At 33.2% G+C, this 21,339-nt stretch carries 21 protein-coding genes and 1 pseudogene; 3 read left to right on the top strand and 19 right to left on the bottom strand.

Translation table 11 applies throughout. From position 1 onward, the window contains the following. Window positions 1–1,244: pseudogene (locus tag ACUSJC_RS11685) on the bottom strand (hypothetical protein); the annotation flags it as partial. 107 nt (window positions 1,245–1,351) lie between these two features. Between ACUSJC_RS11685 and ACUSJC_RS11690 the strand changes: the two are divergent. Beyond that, window positions 1,352–2,248: a NifU family protein gene (locus ACUSJC_RS11690; RefSeq protein ID WP_449269748.1), complete on the top strand. Its 897-nt coding sequence runs from the start codon at window positions 1,352–1,354 to the stop codon at window positions 2,246–2,248. A 55-nt stretch (window positions 2,249–2,303) separates the two neighbouring features. Here the strand turns inward: ACUSJC_RS11690 and ACUSJC_RS11695 are convergent, their stop codons facing one another. Then, on the bottom strand, window positions 2,304–4,565 hold the full coding sequence (locus tag ACUSJC_RS11695) for an inorganic phosphate transporter (RefSeq protein ID WP_449269749.1): 2,262 nt from the start codon (window positions 4,563–4,565) through the stop codon (window positions 2,304–2,306). 243 nt (window positions 4,566–4,808) lie between these two features. Between ACUSJC_RS11695 and ACUSJC_RS11700 the strand changes: the two genes are divergently transcribed. After that, window positions 4,809–5,627 (top strand): mechanosensitive ion channel family protein, encoded by an 819-nt coding sequence (locus ACUSJC_RS11700; protein WP_449269750.1) that lies wholly within the window; start codon window positions 4,809–4,811, stop codon window positions 5,625–5,627. Here the strand turns inward: ACUSJC_RS11700 and tsaB are convergent. The 3 genes from tsaB to ACUSJC_RS11715 form a co-directional block, all read right to left on the bottom strand. Further along, window positions 5,624–6,292, bottom strand: coding sequence for a tRNA (adenosine(37)-N6)-threonylcarbamoyltransferase complex dimerization subunit type 1 TsaB (gene tsaB, locus ACUSJC_RS11705; protein ID WP_449269751.1), 669 nt, complete (start codon window positions 6,290–6,292; stop codon window positions 5,624–5,626). The genes ACUSJC_RS11700 and tsaB overlap by 4 nt on opposite strands. Window positions 6,293–6,396: 104 nt before the next feature. Then, window positions 6,397–7,695 carry an efflux RND transporter periplasmic adaptor subunit gene (locus ACUSJC_RS11710; RefSeq protein ID WP_449269752.1) on the bottom strand — a complete coding sequence of 433 codons (1,299 nt, stop codon included), beginning with the start codon at window positions 7,693–7,695 and terminating at the stop codon, window positions 6,397–6,399. Between the two features lie 2 nt (window positions 7,696–7,697). Continuing rightward, on the bottom strand, window positions 7,698–9,125 hold the full coding sequence (locus tag ACUSJC_RS11715; protein ID WP_449269753.1) for a TolC family protein: 1,428 nt from the start codon (window positions 9,123–9,125) through the stop codon (window positions 7,698–7,700). Window positions 9,126–9,223: 98 nt separating this feature from the next. On the opposite strand from ACUSJC_RS11715, the gene ACUSJC_RS11720 reads away from it, so the two are divergent. Next, window positions 9,224–10,621 (top strand): DUF4403 family protein, encoded by a 1,398-nt coding sequence (locus ACUSJC_RS11720; protein WP_449269754.1) that lies wholly within the window; start codon window positions 9,224–9,226, stop codon window positions 10,619–10,621. Here the strand turns inward: ACUSJC_RS11720 and ACUSJC_RS11725 are convergent. From ACUSJC_RS11725 to gcvH, 14 genes are all read right to left on the bottom strand, one after another. Further along, window positions 10,618–10,866, bottom strand: a complete 249-nt coding sequence (locus tag ACUSJC_RS11725) for a hypothetical protein (RefSeq protein ID WP_449269755.1) — start codon at window positions 10,864–10,866, stop codon at window positions 10,618–10,620. The two genes, ACUSJC_RS11720 and ACUSJC_RS11725, sit on opposite strands and share 4 nt — an antisense overlap. A 10-nt stretch (window positions 10,867–10,876) precedes the next feature. Continuing rightward, window positions 10,877–11,416 (bottom strand): DUF420 domain-containing protein, encoded by a 540-nt coding sequence (locus ACUSJC_RS11730; RefSeq protein ID WP_449269756.1) that lies wholly within the window; start codon window positions 11,414–11,416, stop codon window positions 10,877–10,879. 10 nt (window positions 11,417–11,426) lie between these two features. Beyond that, entirely contained in the window at window positions 11,427–12,056 is a 630-nt protein-coding gene (locus ACUSJC_RS11735) for an SCO family protein (protein ID WP_449269757.1), read from the bottom strand. 3 nt (window positions 12,057–12,059) lie between these two features. Next, window positions 12,060–12,788: a hypothetical protein gene (locus ACUSJC_RS11740; RefSeq protein ID WP_449269758.1), complete on the bottom strand. Its 729-nt coding sequence runs from the start codon at window positions 12,786–12,788 to the stop codon at window positions 12,060–12,062. A 95-nt stretch (window positions 12,789–12,883) separates the two neighbouring features. Continuing rightward, window positions 12,884–13,234, bottom strand: coding sequence for a cytochrome C oxidase subunit IV family protein (locus ACUSJC_RS11745; RefSeq protein WP_449269759.1), 351 nt, complete (start codon window positions 13,232–13,234; stop codon window positions 12,884–12,886). Between the two features lie 19 nt (window positions 13,235–13,253). Then, window positions 13,254–14,225, bottom strand: a complete 972-nt coding sequence (locus tag ACUSJC_RS11750; RefSeq protein WP_449269760.1) for a cytochrome c oxidase subunit 3 — start codon at window positions 14,223–14,225, stop codon at window positions 13,254–13,256. 45 nt (window positions 14,226–14,270) lie between these two features. Continuing rightward, complete coding sequence (locus ACUSJC_RS11755) at window positions 14,271–14,858, bottom strand: cytochrome c oxidase subunit 3 (RefSeq protein WP_449269761.1); 588 nt, start codon at window positions 14,856–14,858, stop codon at window positions 14,271–14,273. Between the two features lie 2 nt (window positions 14,859–14,860). After that, on the bottom strand, window positions 14,861–15,763 hold the full coding sequence (cyoE, locus tag ACUSJC_RS11760; RefSeq protein ID WP_449269762.1) for a heme o synthase: 903 nt from the start codon (window positions 15,761–15,763) through the stop codon (window positions 14,861–14,863). Window positions 15,764–15,849: 86 nt separating this feature from the next. Then, window positions 15,850–17,964, bottom strand: a complete 2,115-nt coding sequence (locus tag ACUSJC_RS11765) for an energy transducer TonB (protein ID WP_449269763.1) — start codon at window positions 17,962–17,964, stop codon at window positions 15,850–15,852. 18 nt (window positions 17,965–17,982) lie between these two features. Beyond that, a complete protein-coding gene (gene deoC / locus ACUSJC_RS11770) occupies window positions 17,983–18,726 on the bottom strand; it encodes a deoxyribose-phosphate aldolase (RefSeq protein ID WP_449269764.1) in 744 nt (247 codons plus the stop codon). 76 nt (window positions 18,727–18,802) lie between these two features. Further along, entirely contained in the window at window positions 18,803–19,579 is a 777-nt protein-coding gene (locus ACUSJC_RS11775) for an energy transducer TonB (RefSeq protein WP_449269765.1), read from the bottom strand. A gap of 109 nt (window positions 19,580–19,688) precedes the next feature. Beyond that, complete coding sequence (locus ACUSJC_RS11780; protein ID WP_449269766.1) at window positions 19,689–20,435, bottom strand: energy transducer TonB; 747 nt, start codon at window positions 20,433–20,435, stop codon at window positions 19,689–19,691. A gap of 55 nt (window positions 20,436–20,490) precedes the next feature. Then, window positions 20,491–20,856 (bottom strand): VanZ family protein, encoded by a 366-nt coding sequence (locus tag ACUSJC_RS11785; protein WP_449269767.1) that lies wholly within the window; start codon window positions 20,854–20,856, stop codon window positions 20,491–20,493. Then, window positions 20,834–21,214, bottom strand: a complete 381-nt coding sequence (gene gcvH, locus ACUSJC_RS11790) for a glycine cleavage system protein GcvH (protein ID WP_449269768.1) — start codon at window positions 21,212–21,214, stop codon at window positions 20,834–20,836. The genes ACUSJC_RS11785 and gcvH overlap by 23 nt, the downstream gene beginning before the upstream one ends. Window positions 21,215–21,339 lie beyond the last annotated feature (125 nt).

The raw sequence follows: 21,339 nt of genomic DNA on the forward strand, positions 1-21,339 counted from the left end.
TTAGACTGCATAGGGTCGTTTACAAAACCGGAACTTAAAGTAGAAGAACAACTTCCATGACCCGCATAAACCGTATAAGAAGTTCCTACTACCATTCCACTGATCACTCCTGTTGTTAAATCTACAGTTGGTCCTGTTGGACTAAATACATAAGTTAATGACGGATCTATATTGGTAATTGTACTTTCCCCATCTGAACTACAAGTCGCTGATGCTGTTGAGATAACCGGTACAGCTGGAGTTACCAACATCGTATCATTGGTAAAAGATGCCGAAGCTGCTGAATCACAATCGCCATTGTTCGAATGAACAGTATAAGGCGTATCTAATACCATACCACTGATTACTCCTGTTGTTAAATCTACAGTTGGTCCTGTTGGACTAAACACATAAGTCAATGACGGATCTATATTGGTAATCGTGCTTTCTCCAGCTAAACTACAAGTCGCTGATGTTGTTGTTATCGTTGGTACAGAAGGCGCATCAAGTACCTCTACTGTTATTGACTCAATATTTGTCGAACAGATTCCAGTTCCTATACTATAATAAATAGTATGAGTTCCTAGCCCTGCTAATGAAGGAGAGAATATACCCTCTGTAGAAATCCCTGCACCAGACCAATTCCCACCATTGTTTACTGCTGTCATTTGATAAGGAGAATCATTTACACAAAATGGCGCTACAGTATTTATTGTAGCATCTGGCAATCCTAACTGGGCTGAATCAGGTGACGAAGCTACCTCAATACTAAAAAAACTAGAAAGTCCACTCCAGTTTTCGACAACAATTATCAACGTCTGTCCTGCGGTAACGTATGGTGCAGGAACAGAAGACATACAAGGAAACTGAGTTCCTAACTGATTACAGCCGTTATCAAAATCTGCATAATTACATTGCAATTCATTATTAACATCTTGAATTGCATCACAAGGAGACAATCCAGATGGGACATTGTAAACAGCAACATCTAGATAACCCGAACCCGAACTCCCATTAATCAACATATTAAGATTACCATCAGAAGTAACGTACGTAGTAATATAAGCTACTGTATTACCTGGAACCAAATCTAAACAAGAACTAGTTGCTAAACTTTGATTCACAAAAGTAAATGTTGGAGCACTAGACAAATCACAAGCCACAACATCTGTTGAACACTGAGAGTATGAAAATTTAAAAGATAGAAAAAATAGCACAAACAACAAAACTTTTAGATAAGAGTTTTGTTTTATAATCGACATCATAGATAGAATATTTTATTCTTTAAAAACAAGTTAAACTTTGTTTAAAAAAGCGAAAATATAAATAAGTAACGAATTTCTTTGCTATTTTTGCTAAAAAAATTGATTCAATGAATAAAATATCTATAAAAAACACAAATAACCCCGCAATTGTTAAATTTGAAATCGAAGATTTTTTAGTTCGAAATCAGAGTTTTGAATTTAAGAACATTGATGAAACAAAAAACTCTCCATTAGCGCAAAAGTTATTCTATTTGCCTTTTGTCAAAACAGTTTTCATCTCGGGAAACTTTATTGCCATAGAGCGCTTTTCAATTGTTGAATGGGAAGATGTTCAAGATGCAGTAGCACAACAAATTGAGGACTTTATTGCTAATGGCGGAAAAATAATTGAAATCGACGAAACCATTAAAAAAACTCCGGTAACAGTTTATGGTGAAACGACTCCAAATCCCGCAGTAATGAAGTTTGTTGCCAACAAATTGTTAACTAAAACAATGGTTGAATTTAAAAATATTGATCACACTAAGGCTTCGCCTTTAGCACAAGAACTTTTTAAATTCCCTTTTGTTAAAGAAGTTTTTATTGATGAAAATTATATTTCGATTACGAAATATGAAATTGCCAACTGGGATGATCTTACTTTAGAGATCAGAACGTTTATTAAAGAATATTTAGAAAATGGCAAAACCGTTATTGACGAGTCATTGATTACAAAGACAGAGCATCACGAGAAACAGCAAGAGACCTATTTTGACAAGCTAGATGCTACTTCTCAACAAATTATAAATATATTAGAAGAGTATGTAAAACCGGCCGTACAAGGTGACGGAGGGAATATTATGTTTGAATCATTTAATGAAAATAACAAACATGTAAACGTAGTTCTTCAGGGAGCGTGTAGTGGTTGCCCATCTTCTACTTTTACGCTTAAAAACGGAATTGAAAACATGTTACGCCAAATGTTAAATGACAATGAAATAGTTGTCGTTGCTAACAATGCATAATTTAATACATACATATAAAAAAACAGGAACTCGTTGAGTTCCTGTTTTTTTATGATTAAACCATTACTTTTTTAATCGTATTTTTAGTCTTGACGTGGTTGTCAAATTCTTGGAATAGCTCCAAAAGATTCATTGTCGCTTTGATTAAATCATTCGTTTCCAAAAGCAATCCAAAATACAACTTACTATTCTTAGGACTATTTTCAGTCGTTCTGATTCGAGTAATTTGCTTTTGGATCAATTCAGAAATTGAATCTAACAATTGATCTTTCTCTTTTAAAATTAAAGCTATAGAGTCAAATTTTTCGTTAACAAAGCTACTCTCCAAACTTTCAAACAGATGATTCAATTGATTGTCAACAGATTTTAAATCTCTTATTTGATTGAATTTTAAATTCTTATGGTTATTATTAATATGTGAGTAGCTATTATTTGTTATATAACCAATTGACTGAACCATATCTTGTAAATAACCTAAAATAAGAATATAAAATTTACTTCCTTCAACTGAAGTCTCATCTAAGTTTTTAATAAAATAGTACACATTTCCTTTTAGATCATCAACCTCTTTTTCAAGCTTCTTAAGTTTCTTTTTATTTTCTTTTAGCTTATTCAAGTCTTGTAATCCTAGATTATTGATTACATCAGCATATAATGATCTTGCACTAGCAACAACTCTAGAAATTTGAGCAGAGCTCTCGGACATTACTTCTTTAATGGTAGCAATATCTTCTCTTTTCAATTTAGCCTGCTCCTCTTCTTCTTTTGTCTTTTGGACATATTTTCTACCACTTCGGTATAATAAAATTCCAACTAAAATCATCAACCCAACAAAGGTAAACACTTTACCTACTTTCAGCAAAAACACCACTGTAGATGCCATAAAGAAAGCCACAAATGCCGTTACAAACCAACCTCCGATTACATTAAAAACTCCGGCAACACGATACACAGCACTTTCTCTATCCCAAGCTCTATCTGCAAATGAAGTACCCATAGCTACCATAAAAGTTACATAAGTTGTAGACAAAGGCAATTTCAATGAAGTTCCCACAGCAATCAAAATACTAGCAACCATCAAATTAACAGCTGCTCTTACCATATCAAAAGCCGGTTTCTCTTCTTTTTTAGCATATTTTCTTGATTCGAATCTCTTGTCAATTTTAACTTCTAATGATTTTGGTAATACATAGTTAATCAATTGACCAACATAAATACTTCCTCTTACAATAATTCGAGATAAATTATTAGCATCAAATTTTTCCGTTCCTTCACTTTGACGAGATAAATCTACACCTGTTTTAATAACCTCTCTGGCTTTTTTAGAGGTCCAAAGGGTATATACCATTATCCCACCACCAAAAAGAAGCAACCAAAAATTAGCCTTAATTTCATTAGAAGCCAAAGCTCCCATCAACATATTAGCATCGCTACCATTAGCAACATAGATTTCATGCGATTGAAGAGCTGCAATAGGTACACCAATAAAATTCACTAAATCATTACCTGCAAAAGCTAAAGCCAATGCAAAAGTTCCGATGATAATAATTATCTTAAAAATATTTTGCTTCAGACTAATAATAACTTGAGAAAATACGGTCCAAAAAACAAAATTGGCTAAAATGATGTAAAACTGATTTTCTTTCATCAAATCCTTCAATTCCGGAGTCATGAAAGAAGAACTCTTAATCCCTTTAAAAAGGATAAAGTACGTTATCGCTGTAATTCCAATACCACCAAAAATAGCTCCAAAATATTTTACCTTTTGTTCGTAATGAAATGAAAATACTATTCTCGAAATATACATTACAAAAGCACCGACAGTAAAAGAAATAATTACCGAAAGTAGAATACTTGAGACAATTTCCGATGCTTTTGCGGTATTAATATAAGCTGATAATGTATCAATATCTCCATCTTGCGTGGCAATTTTATAGATTGCCAAACAAACAGCTCCACCTAATAATTCAAAAACAACAGAAACAGTAGTAGATGTTGGAAATCCTAAAGAATTAAAAATATCTAGTAATAAAACATCTGTAATCATTACAGCTAAAAATATCATCATGACATCCTCAAACGTAAACATGGACGGAACAAAAATTCCACTTCTGGCAATTTCCATCATTCCACTAGAAAAAAGTGCCCCTAAAGCAACACCTATACTAGCCACAATCATTAATGTTTTGAAAGAGACTGCTTTAGAACCAATACCCGAGTTTAAAAAGTTCACAGCATCGTTAGCCACACCCACCATTAAATCGATAATTGCTAAAATGGCTAATGCTACGAGCATTACAATATAAACCTGTTCCATTACTTAATTTTATTTTTTGCAAAATTCCTTTAAGAATTCGTTTTTAATGTTAAGTTAATGTTATTAATTATCCATTCTTTCAAATATTTAGCTCTCTACCTTTTCTCATTACTATTAATAAACTTGAAGTTATAAATCTAAACAACTTGTTAAAAAGCTATTATTCATCTACTCTCCTGATTAATTTTGTCCACTAATTCAAAATAACTTAAATTTAGAAAATATTAAAATTTATATGCCTTTATGAAAATTGAAAACTGGTTAGAAAAAATTATTGGATTAGGAACAGAATATGGACTAAGAGTTCTAGGTGCTTTCTTAATTTGGATTATTGGAGGTTGGATCATTAAAAAAATCATGCTTGCCACCAAAAAAATCATGCTCAAGAGGAGTCTGGAAGAGAGTCTTCAAAAATTCTTATTAGATTTAATTAGTTGGGGATTTAAAATTCTTTTAGTTCTTGTTATACTAGCTAAACTAGGAATTGAAACTACCTCTTTTGCTGCTATTCTAGCATCTGCAGGTTTAGCAGTAGGTATGGCACTTCAAGGCTCTTTGGGAAATTTTGCCGGAGGAGTTTTAATTATGATCTTTAAACCTTTTAAAATCGGAGATCTTATCGAAGCTCAAGGAGAAATGGGGGTTGTTAAAGAAATTGAAATTTTCACTACCAAGCTAATCGGGTTGTCTAACAAAGAAATCATTATTCCAAACGGCGTCCTTTCAAACGGTAACATCGTAAATTACAATACCCAAGGAACCAGAAGAGTAGACTTAGTCTTTGGTGTGAGTTATGATGCTAACATCAAAGAAACTAAAGATGTTTTAATGAAAGTTTTAACCGATCACCCCTTAGTTCTGAAAGATCCTGCACCTACAGTAAATGTATTAGCATTAGCAGACAGTTCTGTAAATTTTGCGGTAAGACCTTGGTCTAATACTGCAGACTATTGGACCGTTTACTTTGATGTAATGGAACAAACTAAATTAGCCCTTGATGCTGCCGGTATTGAAATTCCTTACCCACACCAAGTTGAAATTAAAAAACCATCGAAAGCTTAAGATTTTTTAGCAGTAATTACAAAATCTTTTAAATAATAAGGTTCAAAATAAGCGACATCTGCAAAGTCGCTTTTTTTGTACTTTTCAAATGACAAACTTACCATTTCTTTTGCTGAAGGGAACAATATCTCATGGTGAAAAACAAACTTATCATCCGTTAACACAGTTGGTAACTTAGGAGCTCCATCACCAACTAAATGAATTACTTCCGTTATTTCTTTATAACTATTTTCATCTATAATCTCGGCTTTGGTTGCTCTTATTTTATTTTTATTTGAATCAAAAACAGCTGAGAAGACTTCCATTCGTCTTGCATCAATCATCGGTATAATTACTCCGGAATCAATCGTTATGGTTTGAGACAAAATTTCTAAAGTGTCCACAGCAATTAAAGGTAGACTTAAAGCATAACACAATCCTTTGGCCGTTGAAACTCCGATACGTAATCCCGTATAAGATCCTGGTCCTTGACTTACTGCAATAGCATGCAGATCTTTAAACGTCAACTGTGTTTCTTTTAAAATATCTTCAATAAAAACATGTAATTTTTCAGCATGAGAGAACTGCTCAGTTGCCAATTCTTTCAATGCAATCAATTGCCCGTCTTTAGCCAATGAAACTGAACAATTTTTAGTTGCCGTTTCTATATTTAGAATAATTGCCATAAGTCCTTAAATTCGGTGCAAAAATACAAAGAATAGCACGAAAAAAGTAAAGCACGAAAAAATTCGTGCTTTAACTAAACCCAAAACTAAAATTTAAAATGCTATTATTTCTTTTTGTCGGCTTCATTTTCCAGCTTCACTTTATCGCCAGAAACTAATTCCTTGGAAACAACAGTATATGGTCCTGTAATTATTTCTTCGCCCGGTTTTAATCCTGAAACGATTTCAATATTAGAATCGTCTTGAATTCCGGTTTTCACTACTCTTAATTTTGCTTGACCGTTAGATTTCACAAAAACACACTCGTATTTTTTATCAAAAGATGACGCTGTTGGCTTTGCTTCTTTCTTCTCTAATTCAGCCATCACATCTTTCTTAACAGAAGTCGTATCGTCTTTAATTACCACAGCACTGATAGGTACTGCAATTACATTTTCTTTTCTTTTAGTTATAATATCCACTGTAGCTGTCATACCGGGTCTAAAAGGTGAATAATTCTCCTGTTTTCCTTCCAGTAAGTCTTGATAGGATTCTTTCAGAATGCGAACTTTTACTTTAAAATTCGTCACTTGATCTGCAGTTAAATCAGAACTTGCCGAATTGGAAATACTAGTCACAATTCCTTTAAATTCTTTTTTCAAATAAGCATCCACTTCAATTTTAGCGGAATCTCCAATACTAACTTTTACGATATCATTTTCATTAACATCCACTTCAACTTCCATATTATTTAAGTTAGCCACACGCAAAAGCTCAGTTCCCGCCATTTGTTGTGTTCCTAAAACACGCTCTCCTAACTCAACTGATAACAAAGAAATTGTTCCGTCTGCCGGAGCATAAATGGTTGTTCTTCCTAAATTATCTTTTGCCTCGGTTAACGTAGCCGATGCACTTTGTACATTAAAATAAGCCGATTGCTTACTAGCAACTGCTACATCATAAGCAGAAACTATCTTGTCCCATTCTGATTTTGATATCACTCCTTTATCAAACAATACTTTATTTCTATCGTAGTTTGCTTTCGCTTCTTTTAACTGTGCGTCAGCCTGATTTAAACCTGCTTTAGTCGTAGAAAGAGATGCTGCTGTACGATTTACTCCGGAAACATATATATCCGGATTAATTTTAACCAATAGATCTCCTTTCTTTACTTGTTGTCCTTCTTTGATAGGAAGATCTATGATTTCGCCCGATACTTCCGATGAAATCTTTACTTCAATTTCCGGCTGTATCTTTCCGGTTGCTGAAACGGTTTCAACAATTGTTTTTTGAGCGGCTTTTGTTATTTCTACGGTTTTAACATCTTCATTTTGACCAATAACACCTGCTTTCTTTAAGCCTAAAAGTACAATAATTAAGCCTACAGTTGAAGCTACTAAAATATAAATGGTTTTCTTTGACATGGTTAATTGTTTTGAATTATAGGTATTCCGAAATAAAACTCTAAAATTTTGGTTCTGAAAATGTAATCGTATTTTGCGTTTAAGACATCCGATTCGGCATTGGCTAAAGCTGTTTGAGCTTGATTAAAATCAAAAACATTCATTAACCCAATAGCATATCTTTCGCTTGCATATTCATACGAAAGTTTTCTTGCCTCAAATGCCTTTAAAGAAGCTTCATAAGTTTCTTTTGCTGCTTTAGTATCTGTATAAGCTGTAAATACATTTCGTTCTAAATCTAATTCTTGTTGATCTAAATTTAATTTAGCTTTTTCATAAGCTACTTTTGATCTTTGCACATTATTTCGAACGGAAAATCCATTAAAAATTGGCACACTGATTTGTAGTCCAAAATTTTGCCCCTTATTGTCTTTAAATTGATCCCAAACTGAAGCCGGACCGCCAATTATCGGAGAAAAATTCTGTTGCAAAACATTTTGCCCTGTTCCATCAACATATCCAATTACTGAAGTAGGGTTTGTTGCATCGGGCATAACACCAATCACTCTATCGCTATAAGCAGCTCTGGTATTGAAAGCATAAAAACCGCTAATCGTAGGATAATATGATCCTCTTGCTATGGCAATATCTTTCTGCGCAATTTCCAAATTAGACTGTGCAATTTTCAAATCAGTTCGTTCAGCTTTAGCTTTATCAACAATGACATCAAAAGATTCGTTTAAAACAGGACTTTGAAAAACATCCGACTCTTCTTCGGTAACATCAAAATTCATGAAATCTTTTATTTTGAGTAATTGAGCTAAACTTAACTTTGAAATCAATAAAGTATTTTCGGCGGTAATGATTGTTTTTTGATTTGAAGCTACTGTTGCTTGAATATCTAACAAATCTCCTTTGGGAACCATTCCTGCATCTACTAACTCTTGAGTTCTAGACAACTGCTCATTATTTATTTTTAATTGCTCTTGCTGAATTTTTAAATTTTCTTTATTGAATAAAATTTGCAAATATGCATTTGCAATATTCAATGCGACATCTTCTTTCATTTTTGTAAGTTGATATCTAGAAGCAATCAATGCCAAATTAGACCTTCTTAACCTGTTTTGGTTTTGCAAACCTTTAAACACATCAATACCAACATTAAAACCAGCTGAGGTAAATTGAGTAGTTTGATTCTCTAACAAACCTGTTGTTATATTTTGGTTCAACCCTATATTCCAAGAATGAGACGCAGAAGCATTCACACTCGGTAAAAAGTTACCCAAAGCATCTTTTTTATCAATTTCAGAATTCTTTAAATCAAGCCCACTAGACTCAATACTAATATTGTTTTCCATAGCATATTCTACACATTCCTGAAGTGACCACTTCTTAGTTTGCGCCTGAAAAGCCAAAGGAACCAACAAAAACAATGTTATTTTTTTTAGCATTTGCTTATCTATTTCTTGTGATTTTACTATATGACCGATTTTTAATCTTTTTGTTACAGCAAATCGATAAAATTTTAATTTTACACAAAAATTCACTCATGAAACCGCTTTTACTTTTTATTTTACTTTCTTTAATCGTTTTACTATGTTTTACTTCTTGTGGCAGTACTTCAAAACAAATTGAAGCGCTAAAACCTTTACCTTCTGACAATACGCCTATGGTTTACAGTAATAAAACTTCTTTTATTGCTCTTCCCGTTGAAATCACTTTAAAAGACATTGAAAAACAGTTGAATAAAAACTTAAAAGGACTGATTTACAACGATTCTATTTTGAAAGATGATAACTGCGAATTAAAAATATGGAAATCTGATCCTATTACACTTGACGAACAAAATGGCGATATTGTTTCTAAGCTTCCGCTAAAAATTTGGACCAAAGTAAAATATGGAACGGACTTCTTAGGATTAAATGATACTCGAGAAATTTATTTGGATGGAATCCTTACCATGAAAAGTAAAGCCCACTTAACCAATTGGAAACTCACTACCACTTCCACTATTGAAGATTTTAAATGGAATGAAAGTCCGACCATTCTGGTTTCCGGTAAAAAAATTCCGATCACATATCTTATCAACCCTACACTGAGTTATTTTAAAAAAACAATTGCGCAACAAATTGATAAAGCCATTGACAACACTTGTGATTTTAAACCTCAGGTGTTTGATGCGTTAGATAAAATCAGTGAGCCTCTTTTAGTTCATGACGGATATGAAACTTGGTTTTCATTAATCCCTATTGAATTATATGTAACGGAAGCCGAGTTAAAAAACAAGAAAATCAATTTGGATATGGGGTTGAAATGTACTTTACAAACAATGATCGGACAAAAACCTGATAAAAAATTCAACAGAAAAGAAATGGTTTTAAAACCTGTCGGCAAAATGCCAGACCAAGTAAATTTAGCATTAGCCGGAGTTTCTACTTACGAAAGCGCTTCTAAAGTAATCACTAAAAATTTTAAAGGACAGGAATTTGCTTCAGGAAGTCGAAAAGTTGTTGTAGAAGAAGTAAATCTTTGGGAAAAAGACAACAAGCTCATCATTGCTTTACGTTTATCAGGAAGCATTAACGGCGAAATTTACTTAAACGGTTATCCAAACTATAATCCGGTGACTCAAGAGATTTATTTTGACCAATTGAACTATGTTCTGAACACTAAAAACGTTCTTTTGAAATCGGCCAATTGGTTAGCACAAGGTACTATTTTGAAAAAAATTCAAGAAAATTGCCGCTACTCTATCCGAGAAAACTTAGATGAAGGCAAGAAAAATATGCTTCCTTACCTAAACAATTATACCCCTATGAAAGGTATTTTCATCAACGGAACTTTAGGCGATTTTGAATTTGAAAAAATTGAATTGACCAATAAAGCTATCATTGCTTTTTTGTCGACCAAAGGAAAAATCAGTATTAAAATTGACGGAATGGATTAATTTTCCTTTTTGTCTTTTTTGCTATACTTAATTTTATAAATAGCAAATCCGGCAGCAGCTACTAAGATATATGGAATAACCATTAGGTATACTATTCCGTTATTTATTCCCTCTGCTTTCACGCCTCCTTCTTCACTTTCTAAGGCTGCTCTACACATGGCGCATTGTGAATACGAAGCAGCAGAAAAGAAAAAAGAAAAAAGAAAAAATAGGATTCCTAAGTATTTTGGAGTTTTACTCTGCATTCTTTTTTTATTAATGAGCATAATAAGGGGAAATCATTAAATACACTACTACTCCGGTAACTGCAACGTATAACCAGATAGGAAAGGTAATTTTCGCTAATTTTTTATGTTTATCAAAGCGTTCTGCCAGAGCCCTTACATAGGTAACTAAAACCAAAGGTATAATTGCAATGGAAAGTAGTATATGCGAAATTAGAATAAAGAAATAAAGTCCTTTTAACAGTCCTTCTCCTCCATATTTTGTAGAATCAGAAGTCATGTGATAGGCCACATACATCACCAAAAAAGACACGGAACAAGCAATAGCCAACTTCATTAAGTTTTCATGCAATTTACGATTCCCGTTTTTAATAGCCCAAACCGCGATAATCAAAACTATAGCTGTAACTCCATTAATAGACGCATAAATCGGAGGCAAAAAAGATAAAGGCTCTACATCAAAACCCATTTTTCTCAGATTTACTCCAAATAAAACAGCTACTGCTAATGGAATAATAACAGATAAAGCAACTATTAACTTTTTATATTTCGTTTCTATAGCGTTATTCATAATATAATTGTTATTCTTTTAATAATTTTTGAATGTCTTCTGTAATGGCTTCTATTCCTTCCGGCTCTATACCATCATAATATAAAATAGGATTTCCAAATTGATCTTTTCGACAACGAATATTCCCTTTTTTATCAATTAAAGCAAACATTCCTGAATGTTCAAATCCACCATTTACCTGACTGTTTTCGGCAGCATATAAATTGAATCCTTTGTTTGCTAGTTCATAAACATACTTTTGGTCTCCGGTTAAAAAATTCCAATTCGGATGTTTGACTCCTAAAAGTCGAGCATGTTCTTTTAAAACTTCAGGCGTATCGTTTTCGGGATTTATAGTGATAGACACAATACCGAAATCAGTATTATTCTTAAACTGATCTTGAATCTTCAACATATTTTGATTCATCTTTGGACAAATTGTTGGACAAGTCGAAAAGAAGAATTCTAAAACATATACCTTTCCTAAATAATCTCTATCTGTTATCTTTTTCCCGTCTTGATTGGTCAATTCAAAACTGGGCGCCGAACCAATTTCTACCAAATCAGCTGGTGTAAAATAACGCGCTCTAATTTCTTTTACAGTCCAGATTCCAAAAATCAAAACGATAAATGAAATTCCTATATACGATTTATTTTTCATGAACTATTTGTTTAAACCTGTTTCAACACCTTCTGAAATTTTATCGCGGAACTCATCTTTTCTTTGGTTGTGATTGCGTTTCAAAGCCAAACGATATTCTCTTAGTAATATTTTCACATCATCGCTCATTTCGTTGTGCAAATCAGCTGCGGAAACGGTATTATAACTTTCTCTGAACTCTTCTTCTCCTTTTTTATTTTTCCCTTTTCGACCTCTCAAAGACAATTCTTTATCAATAATAAAGACAGATGGTGTACCTGATGTATTGTCTAATCCTTCAACAAAATGAAAAGTATCAAAATATTGTTTAATAGAATCAGGAGTGGTAAATACGAAATTCCAACCTGATAAATCTTCAGTTACCGCACTCAATTTTCTTAAAATTTCTTTACAATCCTCTTCACTTCCTTTTGGCATAACCATAACCATTTGAAAGTCTTTAAATCCAAAATACTTATTATAAATTTTTTGATTCAAATTAAAAAGGTTTCCTTTAACTTCCATAATGCTATCTCCAGGAAATCCTAAAACTGTGATTTTTCCTTTTAGAGCAACAGGTTTCCCTCTCAACGATTCCCAGTTATCGGGCAATTCCTGATTATTTTTAGAAATGGTAGGAAGGAATAAAGAATTATGTTCTGCAGAAGCAAATATCAAATACGCTACAATGGGCAACGCAAAAAGAACAATTAAAATTAATTTATTTTTATTCATCAATTTATGAAATTTCATTCAAAAGCAAACGCTCTGAAATCTTTTTAAAATACTTGACAAAAATAATAAAAAATCCCGCGTAAAGCGGGATTTTAACTATATGAAAATTTTTATTAGAATATCCATTCTAAGTGACCTGTTTTATATACATGATGAACGTAAGAACCCTCCACCAATAAAATAAAACATAGGTATAAAATTAAGAATACAAGCGGACCAACAATTGACCAACGGAAGCTTGCTTTTTCACCTTCTAAGTGCATGAAAGCCCACATGATATAGTATGCTTTTACTAACGTTAAGATGATGAAAATCCAGTTTAACGGACTAGTTCCTAATACTGAAGTCATGTGTAAAGCTTCTGGTTTCATGATACCTAAAGCTACTTCAACTGTTGTAACTACAGATAATATTCCGAATACTGTCCAGATTCTTTTTGTATTTGATTCGTGTGCGTGTGCCATGATAATATCTTTTCTAAAATTAAACCAAGTAGAAGAATGTAAATACGAATACCCACACTAAATCGACAAAGTGCCAGTATAATCCAACTTTCTCAACCATTTCATAGCTTCTTCTCTTTTCGTAAGTACCTAATAATACATTAAAGAAAATAATGATATTGATAACTACTCCTGAAAATACGTGGAAACCGTGGAAACCTGTAATGAAGAAGAAGAAATCAGCAAATAATTTATGTCCGTACTCGTTACGAACTAAACCTGCTCCTTCAACTACATACTTAGCATCTTCGATACGTTTTAAAGACTCTTCTCTTGAAAGAACTATTTTCTTTTTATCTTTATTAATATATTCTGAACGAATAAAAATATCTGGATTTGTTTTGAACCCTTCAACAACTTCAGCTACTGAGAATGACGGAACAGAACTTCCACCCATGAACCAAACTCCTTTGTCACGTGTTAAAGTTTCTCTTTCTTCCGGTAATACTTTTGCAAATTCAGCTAAAGCTACTCTTTTTCCTTCTTTATCTACAAATTGAAGAATTGAACCTCCTCTTGTTTCTAAAGCACCGTATTCACCTTTGATGAAATTTTTCCATTCCCAAGCTTGAGAACCTAAGAAAATAAAACCTCCTACAATAGTCAACAACATATAGAAAGCTACCTTATTCTTTTTTAAGTGGTGACCAGCATCAACAGCCAACACCATTGTTACAGACGAAAAGATAAGAATAAACGTCATCAATGCAACGTAATACATAGGAGCGTCTACTCCGTGTAAAAAAGGAAAGTGTGTAAACACTTCATCGGCTATAGGCCAAGTTTCAATGAATTTAAATCTTGAAAAACCATATGCGGCTAGGAATCCAGAAAACGTTAAGGCATCAGATAAGATTAAAAACCACATCATCATCTTACCATAGGTAGCCCCTAATGGTCCTGGTCCTCCGTCTAACAAAGCGTGTTCATTTGTTGTAACTGTCGCTCCCATATTAAATTAAATTGTTAAAAAGTTCCCAAATTTATTATTTTTTTTCTATTTGTAAAAGTAGAAAAATAAAAACAAATACACCCAAATAAAATCCATAAAATGCCAGTATATCGCACTTAGTTCAATACCAAGGATTTGAGAAGGACTGTATTTTTGTTTAAAATGATTATAAATTACAATAAGTAATGAAATCAACCCTCCGGAAAGGTGAGCAATGTGCATTACCACAAAAGCGTACAAGAAAGAAATAGTTACTGATCCAGTTTCTCCAACAGGCACTAAACCTTGTTCATACAATTCATTAAAGCCTTTAAATTGTAAAACAATGAACAGCAATCCTAGAGCTAGAGTAACCAATAAGAAAATCATTCCACCGGAGTTATTTCCTTTCTTCACCATTCTTTTTGCCATCCAAAAGGTAACGCTACTCAACATTAAAGTTGCTGTACTATAGAAAAACACCGTTGGCAAAGCGAAATCTTTCAACCAATCGGGTCTAGATTTACTGACTACAAAAGCACTTGTAAGTCCGGCAAAAACCATTACAATACTAATCATTGCAAAAACCAATAACATTTTATAGGTTTTTCCTTTTTTTGCTTCGTTTTCTTTATATGTATTATTACTTCCCATTATTAACGAATAAATTTATCTATAACGTAAATTATTTGCAGCAAAGAAATATAAGAAACACTTACCAGCATTAATTTCCTAGCTGCCTTAGCATCCATCTCCTTATACAGCTTAAACGCATAAAACAACATCCAGAATCCCAATAACACCACAATTACCGCAGCAGCAATAGACAAATGCAATTTACCTGTAAAACCAAAAGCTGGAATTACCGATGCTGTAATTGTCCAAAAAGTATACAAAATGGTTTGCAATGCTGTTTTCTTATCTTTTTTACCCGTTGGCAACATATAAAATCCTGCTTTTTCATAATCCTCATACAAGAACCATCCTATAGCCCAAAAATGCGGAAATTGCCAAAAGAACTGAATAATAAATAATGTACCTGCTTCTATTCCGAAATGGCCTGTAGCCGCTACCCAACCTAACATAAAAGGAATGGCTCCCGGAAAGGCTCCTACAAAAACAGAAAGCGGCGTAACTGTCTTTAAAGGTGTATATAGACTTACATACATAAAAATAGAGATTGCTCCAAACATAGCTGTTTTAGGATTCACTATAAATAGAATCACCAAACCTATGATTGTAAGCGCAAAACCTAGAATTAAAGCATTTTGTTTTGAAATCATACCTGACGGTAATGGTCGGTTTTTAGTTCTTTCCATTAAAGCATCCAAATCTTTTTCAATAACTTGATTGAAAACATTAGAAGCCCCTACCATACAATATCCGCCAATCGCCAATAGAAAGATTGTTAACCAAGAACCTGAATTCCATTCTTCAACCCCTAACATAAAACCCGCTAAGGTTGAAAAAACAACACTAATTGCCAAACGAGCCTTAGTAATAGCCAGAAAGCTTGAAAAGAATGATGGTTTAGCAACTGAAGTACTCAAAGAATTCAATTTTAAAAAAGATTATTTTTTATTTGCGCGCAAAGATACAAAGAAGATTCTTTACTAACAGCGGTTTTTAACGTTAAAAAACAATATTAATAATCAAAATACCAATTAAACAGATCACTTCTTAAACCAACTGAGAACCAAGTAGTCGTATTTTTCATAGTCGAAGCTGTTTCTACTTTCGGATCAAAGCTTCGGTACATAAACATTCCAAATACTTTTAAATTAGATGCCGGATTCACAATATAACCTACCTGCAAATCACCTATCATAACATTGGTTTTATTTCCTTGAGCAATAGTAACCCCTTTATCATACGGACGATTTTCATCATAACTTAAGAAAATATTTCCTCCATAATTATAAGAATCCGTTGCTGTATCGTAATCAAAACCTCTTTGCCCGTAAATTAGCTTAGCTTCACCATACAATCTTCCTTTAAAATAACGAGCTATCCCGATTAATTCTCTGAAATTTGCTCCCCATTGATGCCCCATACTAATATTGTTGTGTGCATAATTGGTTACCGGATTACTATGCGAGTACACATAAGGTCGCACTTGGTTATATTCTATTTGAAGTGTTAAGTTTTTCACTTTGAACGCATCATAATATTTGGCTCCTATTTGGTAACCAAATTTATTTCTCCAACTATTATCACCTGCTTTTACATCACTAATTGCAAATTCATCCAACAAGAACTGAGCATATAAATTCACCTGATTGTTCCATTTGTATTTAGCTGTTGCTCCTAATACAGCATTTCCTGCTTTTGACGATGATGAAAATTCAACTGCTCTGTAAAAAATAACCGGATTCACAAAATTCATATCGAAACCTCTATCGTTTGTATTAGTCCAAACCACATTTTCAAATAGCCCAATATTTAAACGCTTAGACACATTATAACTCAAATAATGACTCGCCATATATTTAGTAGTATACGTCCCATCAACTGTTGCATCCGGGCGAACGTCTTTTAGCCACATATAAGTATTGGTATACTTTATCTTCCAAAAAGTAGTATTGATCTTAAAAAAAGGATATGGACTTACAGCGTCGCTTTGCAATAACGAACGATACCCGTCGCCAATAAAATTTCTTCCATAACCTAACTGCAGATCAATAAATTCGCTTGGTTTATATTTAATATTAGCTTCTGCCATAGGAAAATCATAGGCATCTTCTTTAAAACGTTTTGCTATACCAATTCCCGGTATGATCGCGGGATTTCCTCCTGAAGGTGCTATACTTTCTGCATAGGCATTGTAATAATCCGCAAAACGACCTTGACTTTCATAAACCGATGCCGAAAATGTTAATTGTTTCCCTAACCCTCCTTGAACCTGAACACCACGAGTGTTTACGAAAGTATTAGAAGCTTCGCTTTTAGTGTCTTTACCTAAACGCAAATCAAGAACCGGATTTAATGTAAACCAATAGCCCTCTCCTTGAATAGCTACTAAATTTTCATTCCACAATTTTCTCCCCCACCAAGTACTTTTGTCTTTCAATAAACTTTTATACACTGTTTCAAAATCATAATATTTTGCCACTTCAGCATAAGAATAAGGTTTAACCGCAGTATGATTGTTCGCTCCAACTTGATTCATTAACGCATCAAAATTCATATAATTCAAATGCGTAAACGGAATATTCAGATCACTCTTAAATTGCAGATTTTCAAATTCTTTATAACTTTTTTCTACATTCTCGAATTCTGCTAATTCTTTACCATTATCAATCAATTGAGAATTAGTTCTATCTTGTGCACCTTTATCTTCTTGAACTCCGTATGGTTTAGGTTTTTCTAATGGAATTGTTATTTTTACAGTATATTTTGCATATACTTTTTTACCGGAATAAGTAGCCGGTTCAGGTTTTGGCAATTGCTTAAAAACATCTTCCGTAGCTTTTTTCAGTTCTTCATCTACCGCTTCAATATACAGGGGTTTGATGGTTCCTGTAGTATCTACTTCAAAAAGAACAAAAACATTTCCTTTGAAATTTCGGTCTTGCGTACTTTGAGGAACTTTTAAATTATTGAAAACAAAATCTTGAATTGTGTTATAAAAACAAGATTCCATTTGACTTTGGTCTACAGTTTTACATTGTTCAAAAACAGGCGGTTGTTCATTTCTCTCTACTTTTTGAGCCGAAACTACAAAAGAGACAAATGTTAAAAGATAGAAGATTTTTCTCATTAGTTTTTTTTACTTGAATTAATATCCGGCTTCAGAAACACCTCCATCTGCAATTGTTTTTGCTGCTGATGTTCCAATTCGTTTCACACCTAATTTTATCATTTCCACAGCTTCTTCGTAAGTTCTTACACCTCCAGCTGCTTTTACCGGTAAAGGAAACGAATTTTCAATCATTAATTTTATAGCCGGAACTGTTGCCCCATTTGGCGCCCCGTTTTGAGTCGGATAAAATCCTGTTGAAGATTTCACAAATACATTTTCATAGTCACTTTCTTTAAAATGTGCTACAACAATATTTTTAATCAAAACTGAAAGCTGAACTATTTGATGCTCATTCAAAGCAGCAATTTCTATAATCCACTTTACAATTTTACCATTCTCTAAACCAAAATTAGTACAAGCCAAAACTTGGCTTTTAACCAAGTCTATTTCCCCTCGCTTATAGGCCTCATAATCTACCACAAAATCCAAGTCGTCTACTCCATCATTAACTGCTTGCCGTGCTTCTGCTAATTTAAATTCAAGTGATTGCGCTCCTTTAGGAAAATCGATAACTGTTCCTATTGTCACTTTTGAATTGGCTTCACGAATCATTTTTCTAGCTGTAGCAACAAATTCAGGACGAATCATAATCAGTTTGAAATTTTCATCAATTGCTTCTTGAATTGCTTTTTCAACCACTTTTGCATTTTCATCAACAGAAATACCTGCCTGATCAGCTGTTTTTAAATAAGTAGAGTCTAAATATTGCTTAATATCCATAACCGAGATTATATTTGAGGTAAAAATAAAAAAATCCCGAACAATCGGGATTCTTTTTGAAACATTATTTCATCAATTATTGAATTCTGAATGTAACAGGCAAGGTATACTTCACTTTAACCGGGGTATTACCTTGCTTAGCCGGATTGATTTTTTTTAATTTTTTAACTGCCCTTTCAGCAGCCTTATTCATTTCTTTAGTAGCCATAGCTCCTTTACTCTCTATTATTTTTACATCTGAGAACTCTCCTTCTTCGTTAATTGTAAATTTCACATACGCTCTTCCTTGTCGTCCAGACTCATAATCATCCTCAGGATAAGATAAGTTTTTAGAAACTGCTTTTCGTAATTGCTCTTCAAAACATTGCATTTGTTGATTTCTCGGCAAGCCTTTACATGCGGGAAATGACGGTAACTCTTCTACTGTTAAAAACGTATGCCCACTTGAATTCCCGGATCCGCTTACTGATTGAGTCGTATTTGCTTCTACCTTAGAATTATTGCTATCATCCGTATTATCAACCATTTCTTCTGAGTTATCTTTCTCTGGCTCCGTTTCCACTTTTACATCATTTTTTTTCACTTCTACCTTTACCATATCATCCGGACGAGGCATTTTAACAACAGCTACTTCTTTAGGCTGACTTTGGTCTACTCTAATAATATTAATTGGATTGATATTAAATAGCTCCTCTAACCCTATAACAATAGGTTCTTCTTGATGCTTCTGAGACTCTTTCTGAAATCTAAATTCCAAAGCAAACAGCACAATTACCATTACTGCGATTAAACCCACTTGAAAAAAAATCGCTCCCGATTTTTGTTTCTTACCAAAATCAACATCTTGTTTCATAAATACATAAATTAGAATTAACATTATTTTAGTAAGATTATACAAATGTTGTGCCAAAAAAAATGCCATTCCTAAAGGAATGGCATTTTATATTTTTTCTTTAAAAAAATTATTGAAGTCTGAAAGTAATTGGCAAACCATATTTTACTTTTACAGGTTTCCCTCTTTGTTTACCCGGAGTAAATTGAGGCAACTTAGAAATAATTCTTTTAGCTTCTTTTTCTAATAAATCAGCATCAGCTTTTACTCCTCTGGCTCTTGTCATAATATCTACAACATTTCCGCTCTTATCAATTGTAAACTGAACTGAAACTGTACCTTGAGAACCATTTTCCGCTGCTCTTTCCGGATACGTGAAATACTTCTTAATGTGTTTGTTCATATGCTCGTTGAAACAATCCATCTGCTTGTTTTTAGGCAAACCTTCACAACCAGGAAATACAGGAATGTTTTCAATAACTGCAAACGGCATCTCATCAGGGATATCGTCAAAGTTATCTCCTTCTCCTCCAACTTCTGAAGCTTTAACAACAACAACAGGCTTATCCTCTTGAACTTCAGTTGTTTCTATTTTTTTATCTTCTAACTTAATCTCGTCTTTTACCACTTCAATTACTTCCGGCGCCGGTGGTGGTGGTGGTGGAAGACGTTGCACAGGAGGCAATGTAATCACCGCTTCTTCTTCATCTATAACATTATTATCTGTAATAAACTCACTTGAAGTTTCTTCTATCTTCTCATAAGATTTCATCTCAATGCCAATGTAAGTCAATGCTAACACTGAGGTTAATCCAATTAAAAAATAGAGTCCACTATTTCTTTTTGGGTCTACATCAGGATTTTTCTTTAGTTCCATAATTTCAATTTTGAGGTGCTAATATAGTTAATTATAAGATTGAAATAAAATTTTTTTAAGACAAACGTTTTTGTTTGTACTTAAAAATCAACATCGCAGCTACTGCCCCACAAGTATTTGCTAAAACATCTAACAAATCTGCTTGTCGACTAACAGTAAATACTCCTTGAAATACTTCAATAATTATGCCAAAAACAATAGCTGAAAGAACAATTTTCATAAGCGCTATTTTAGTATTTGCTTTGTACCAAAACCATACGAAGAAAAAATAAAATAAAAAATGTACAATTTTATCTTCATTTGGAACAGACCACACCTGCACTTGAACGCTATTCATATTTATCAGACTTAAGCAGACAATTATGATCGTCCAAAAAATTGCTAACAGCAAATAATAATTACGCCCCGATAAGCGCGGCATAATCTTCGCTTGACAATAATTGTTCTATTTCTGAAGCGTCGCTGATCTTTACTTTAATCATCCAACCATCTCCATAAGGATCTGTATTTACTGTTTCCGGAGTTGCTTCCAATCCTTCATTAAATTCAAAAATCTCTCCTGATAATGGTAAAAACAAATCAGATACCGTTTTAACAGCTTCTACTGTTCCAAAAACTTCATCTTTAGCCAAAGTTTGATCTAGTGTTTCTACTTCTACATACACAATATCTCCTAGTTCCTTTTGCGCAAAATCTGTAATTCCTACAGTTGCAACATCTCCTTCAATAAGAACCCATTCGTGATCTTTAGTGTACTTTAAGTTAGTTGGAATGTTCATTATAATTTATTTTAGTTAGACGACAAATGTAAATGTAAAAATTCAAATGTAAAACAGCTTTTTTGTTATTTTTTTAATCTAAACAGCAAAAAAGCTATTCTTTTTATGGCATTGATAAAGATTCT

This window comes from Flavobacterium sp. U410 (assembly GCF_053570605.1).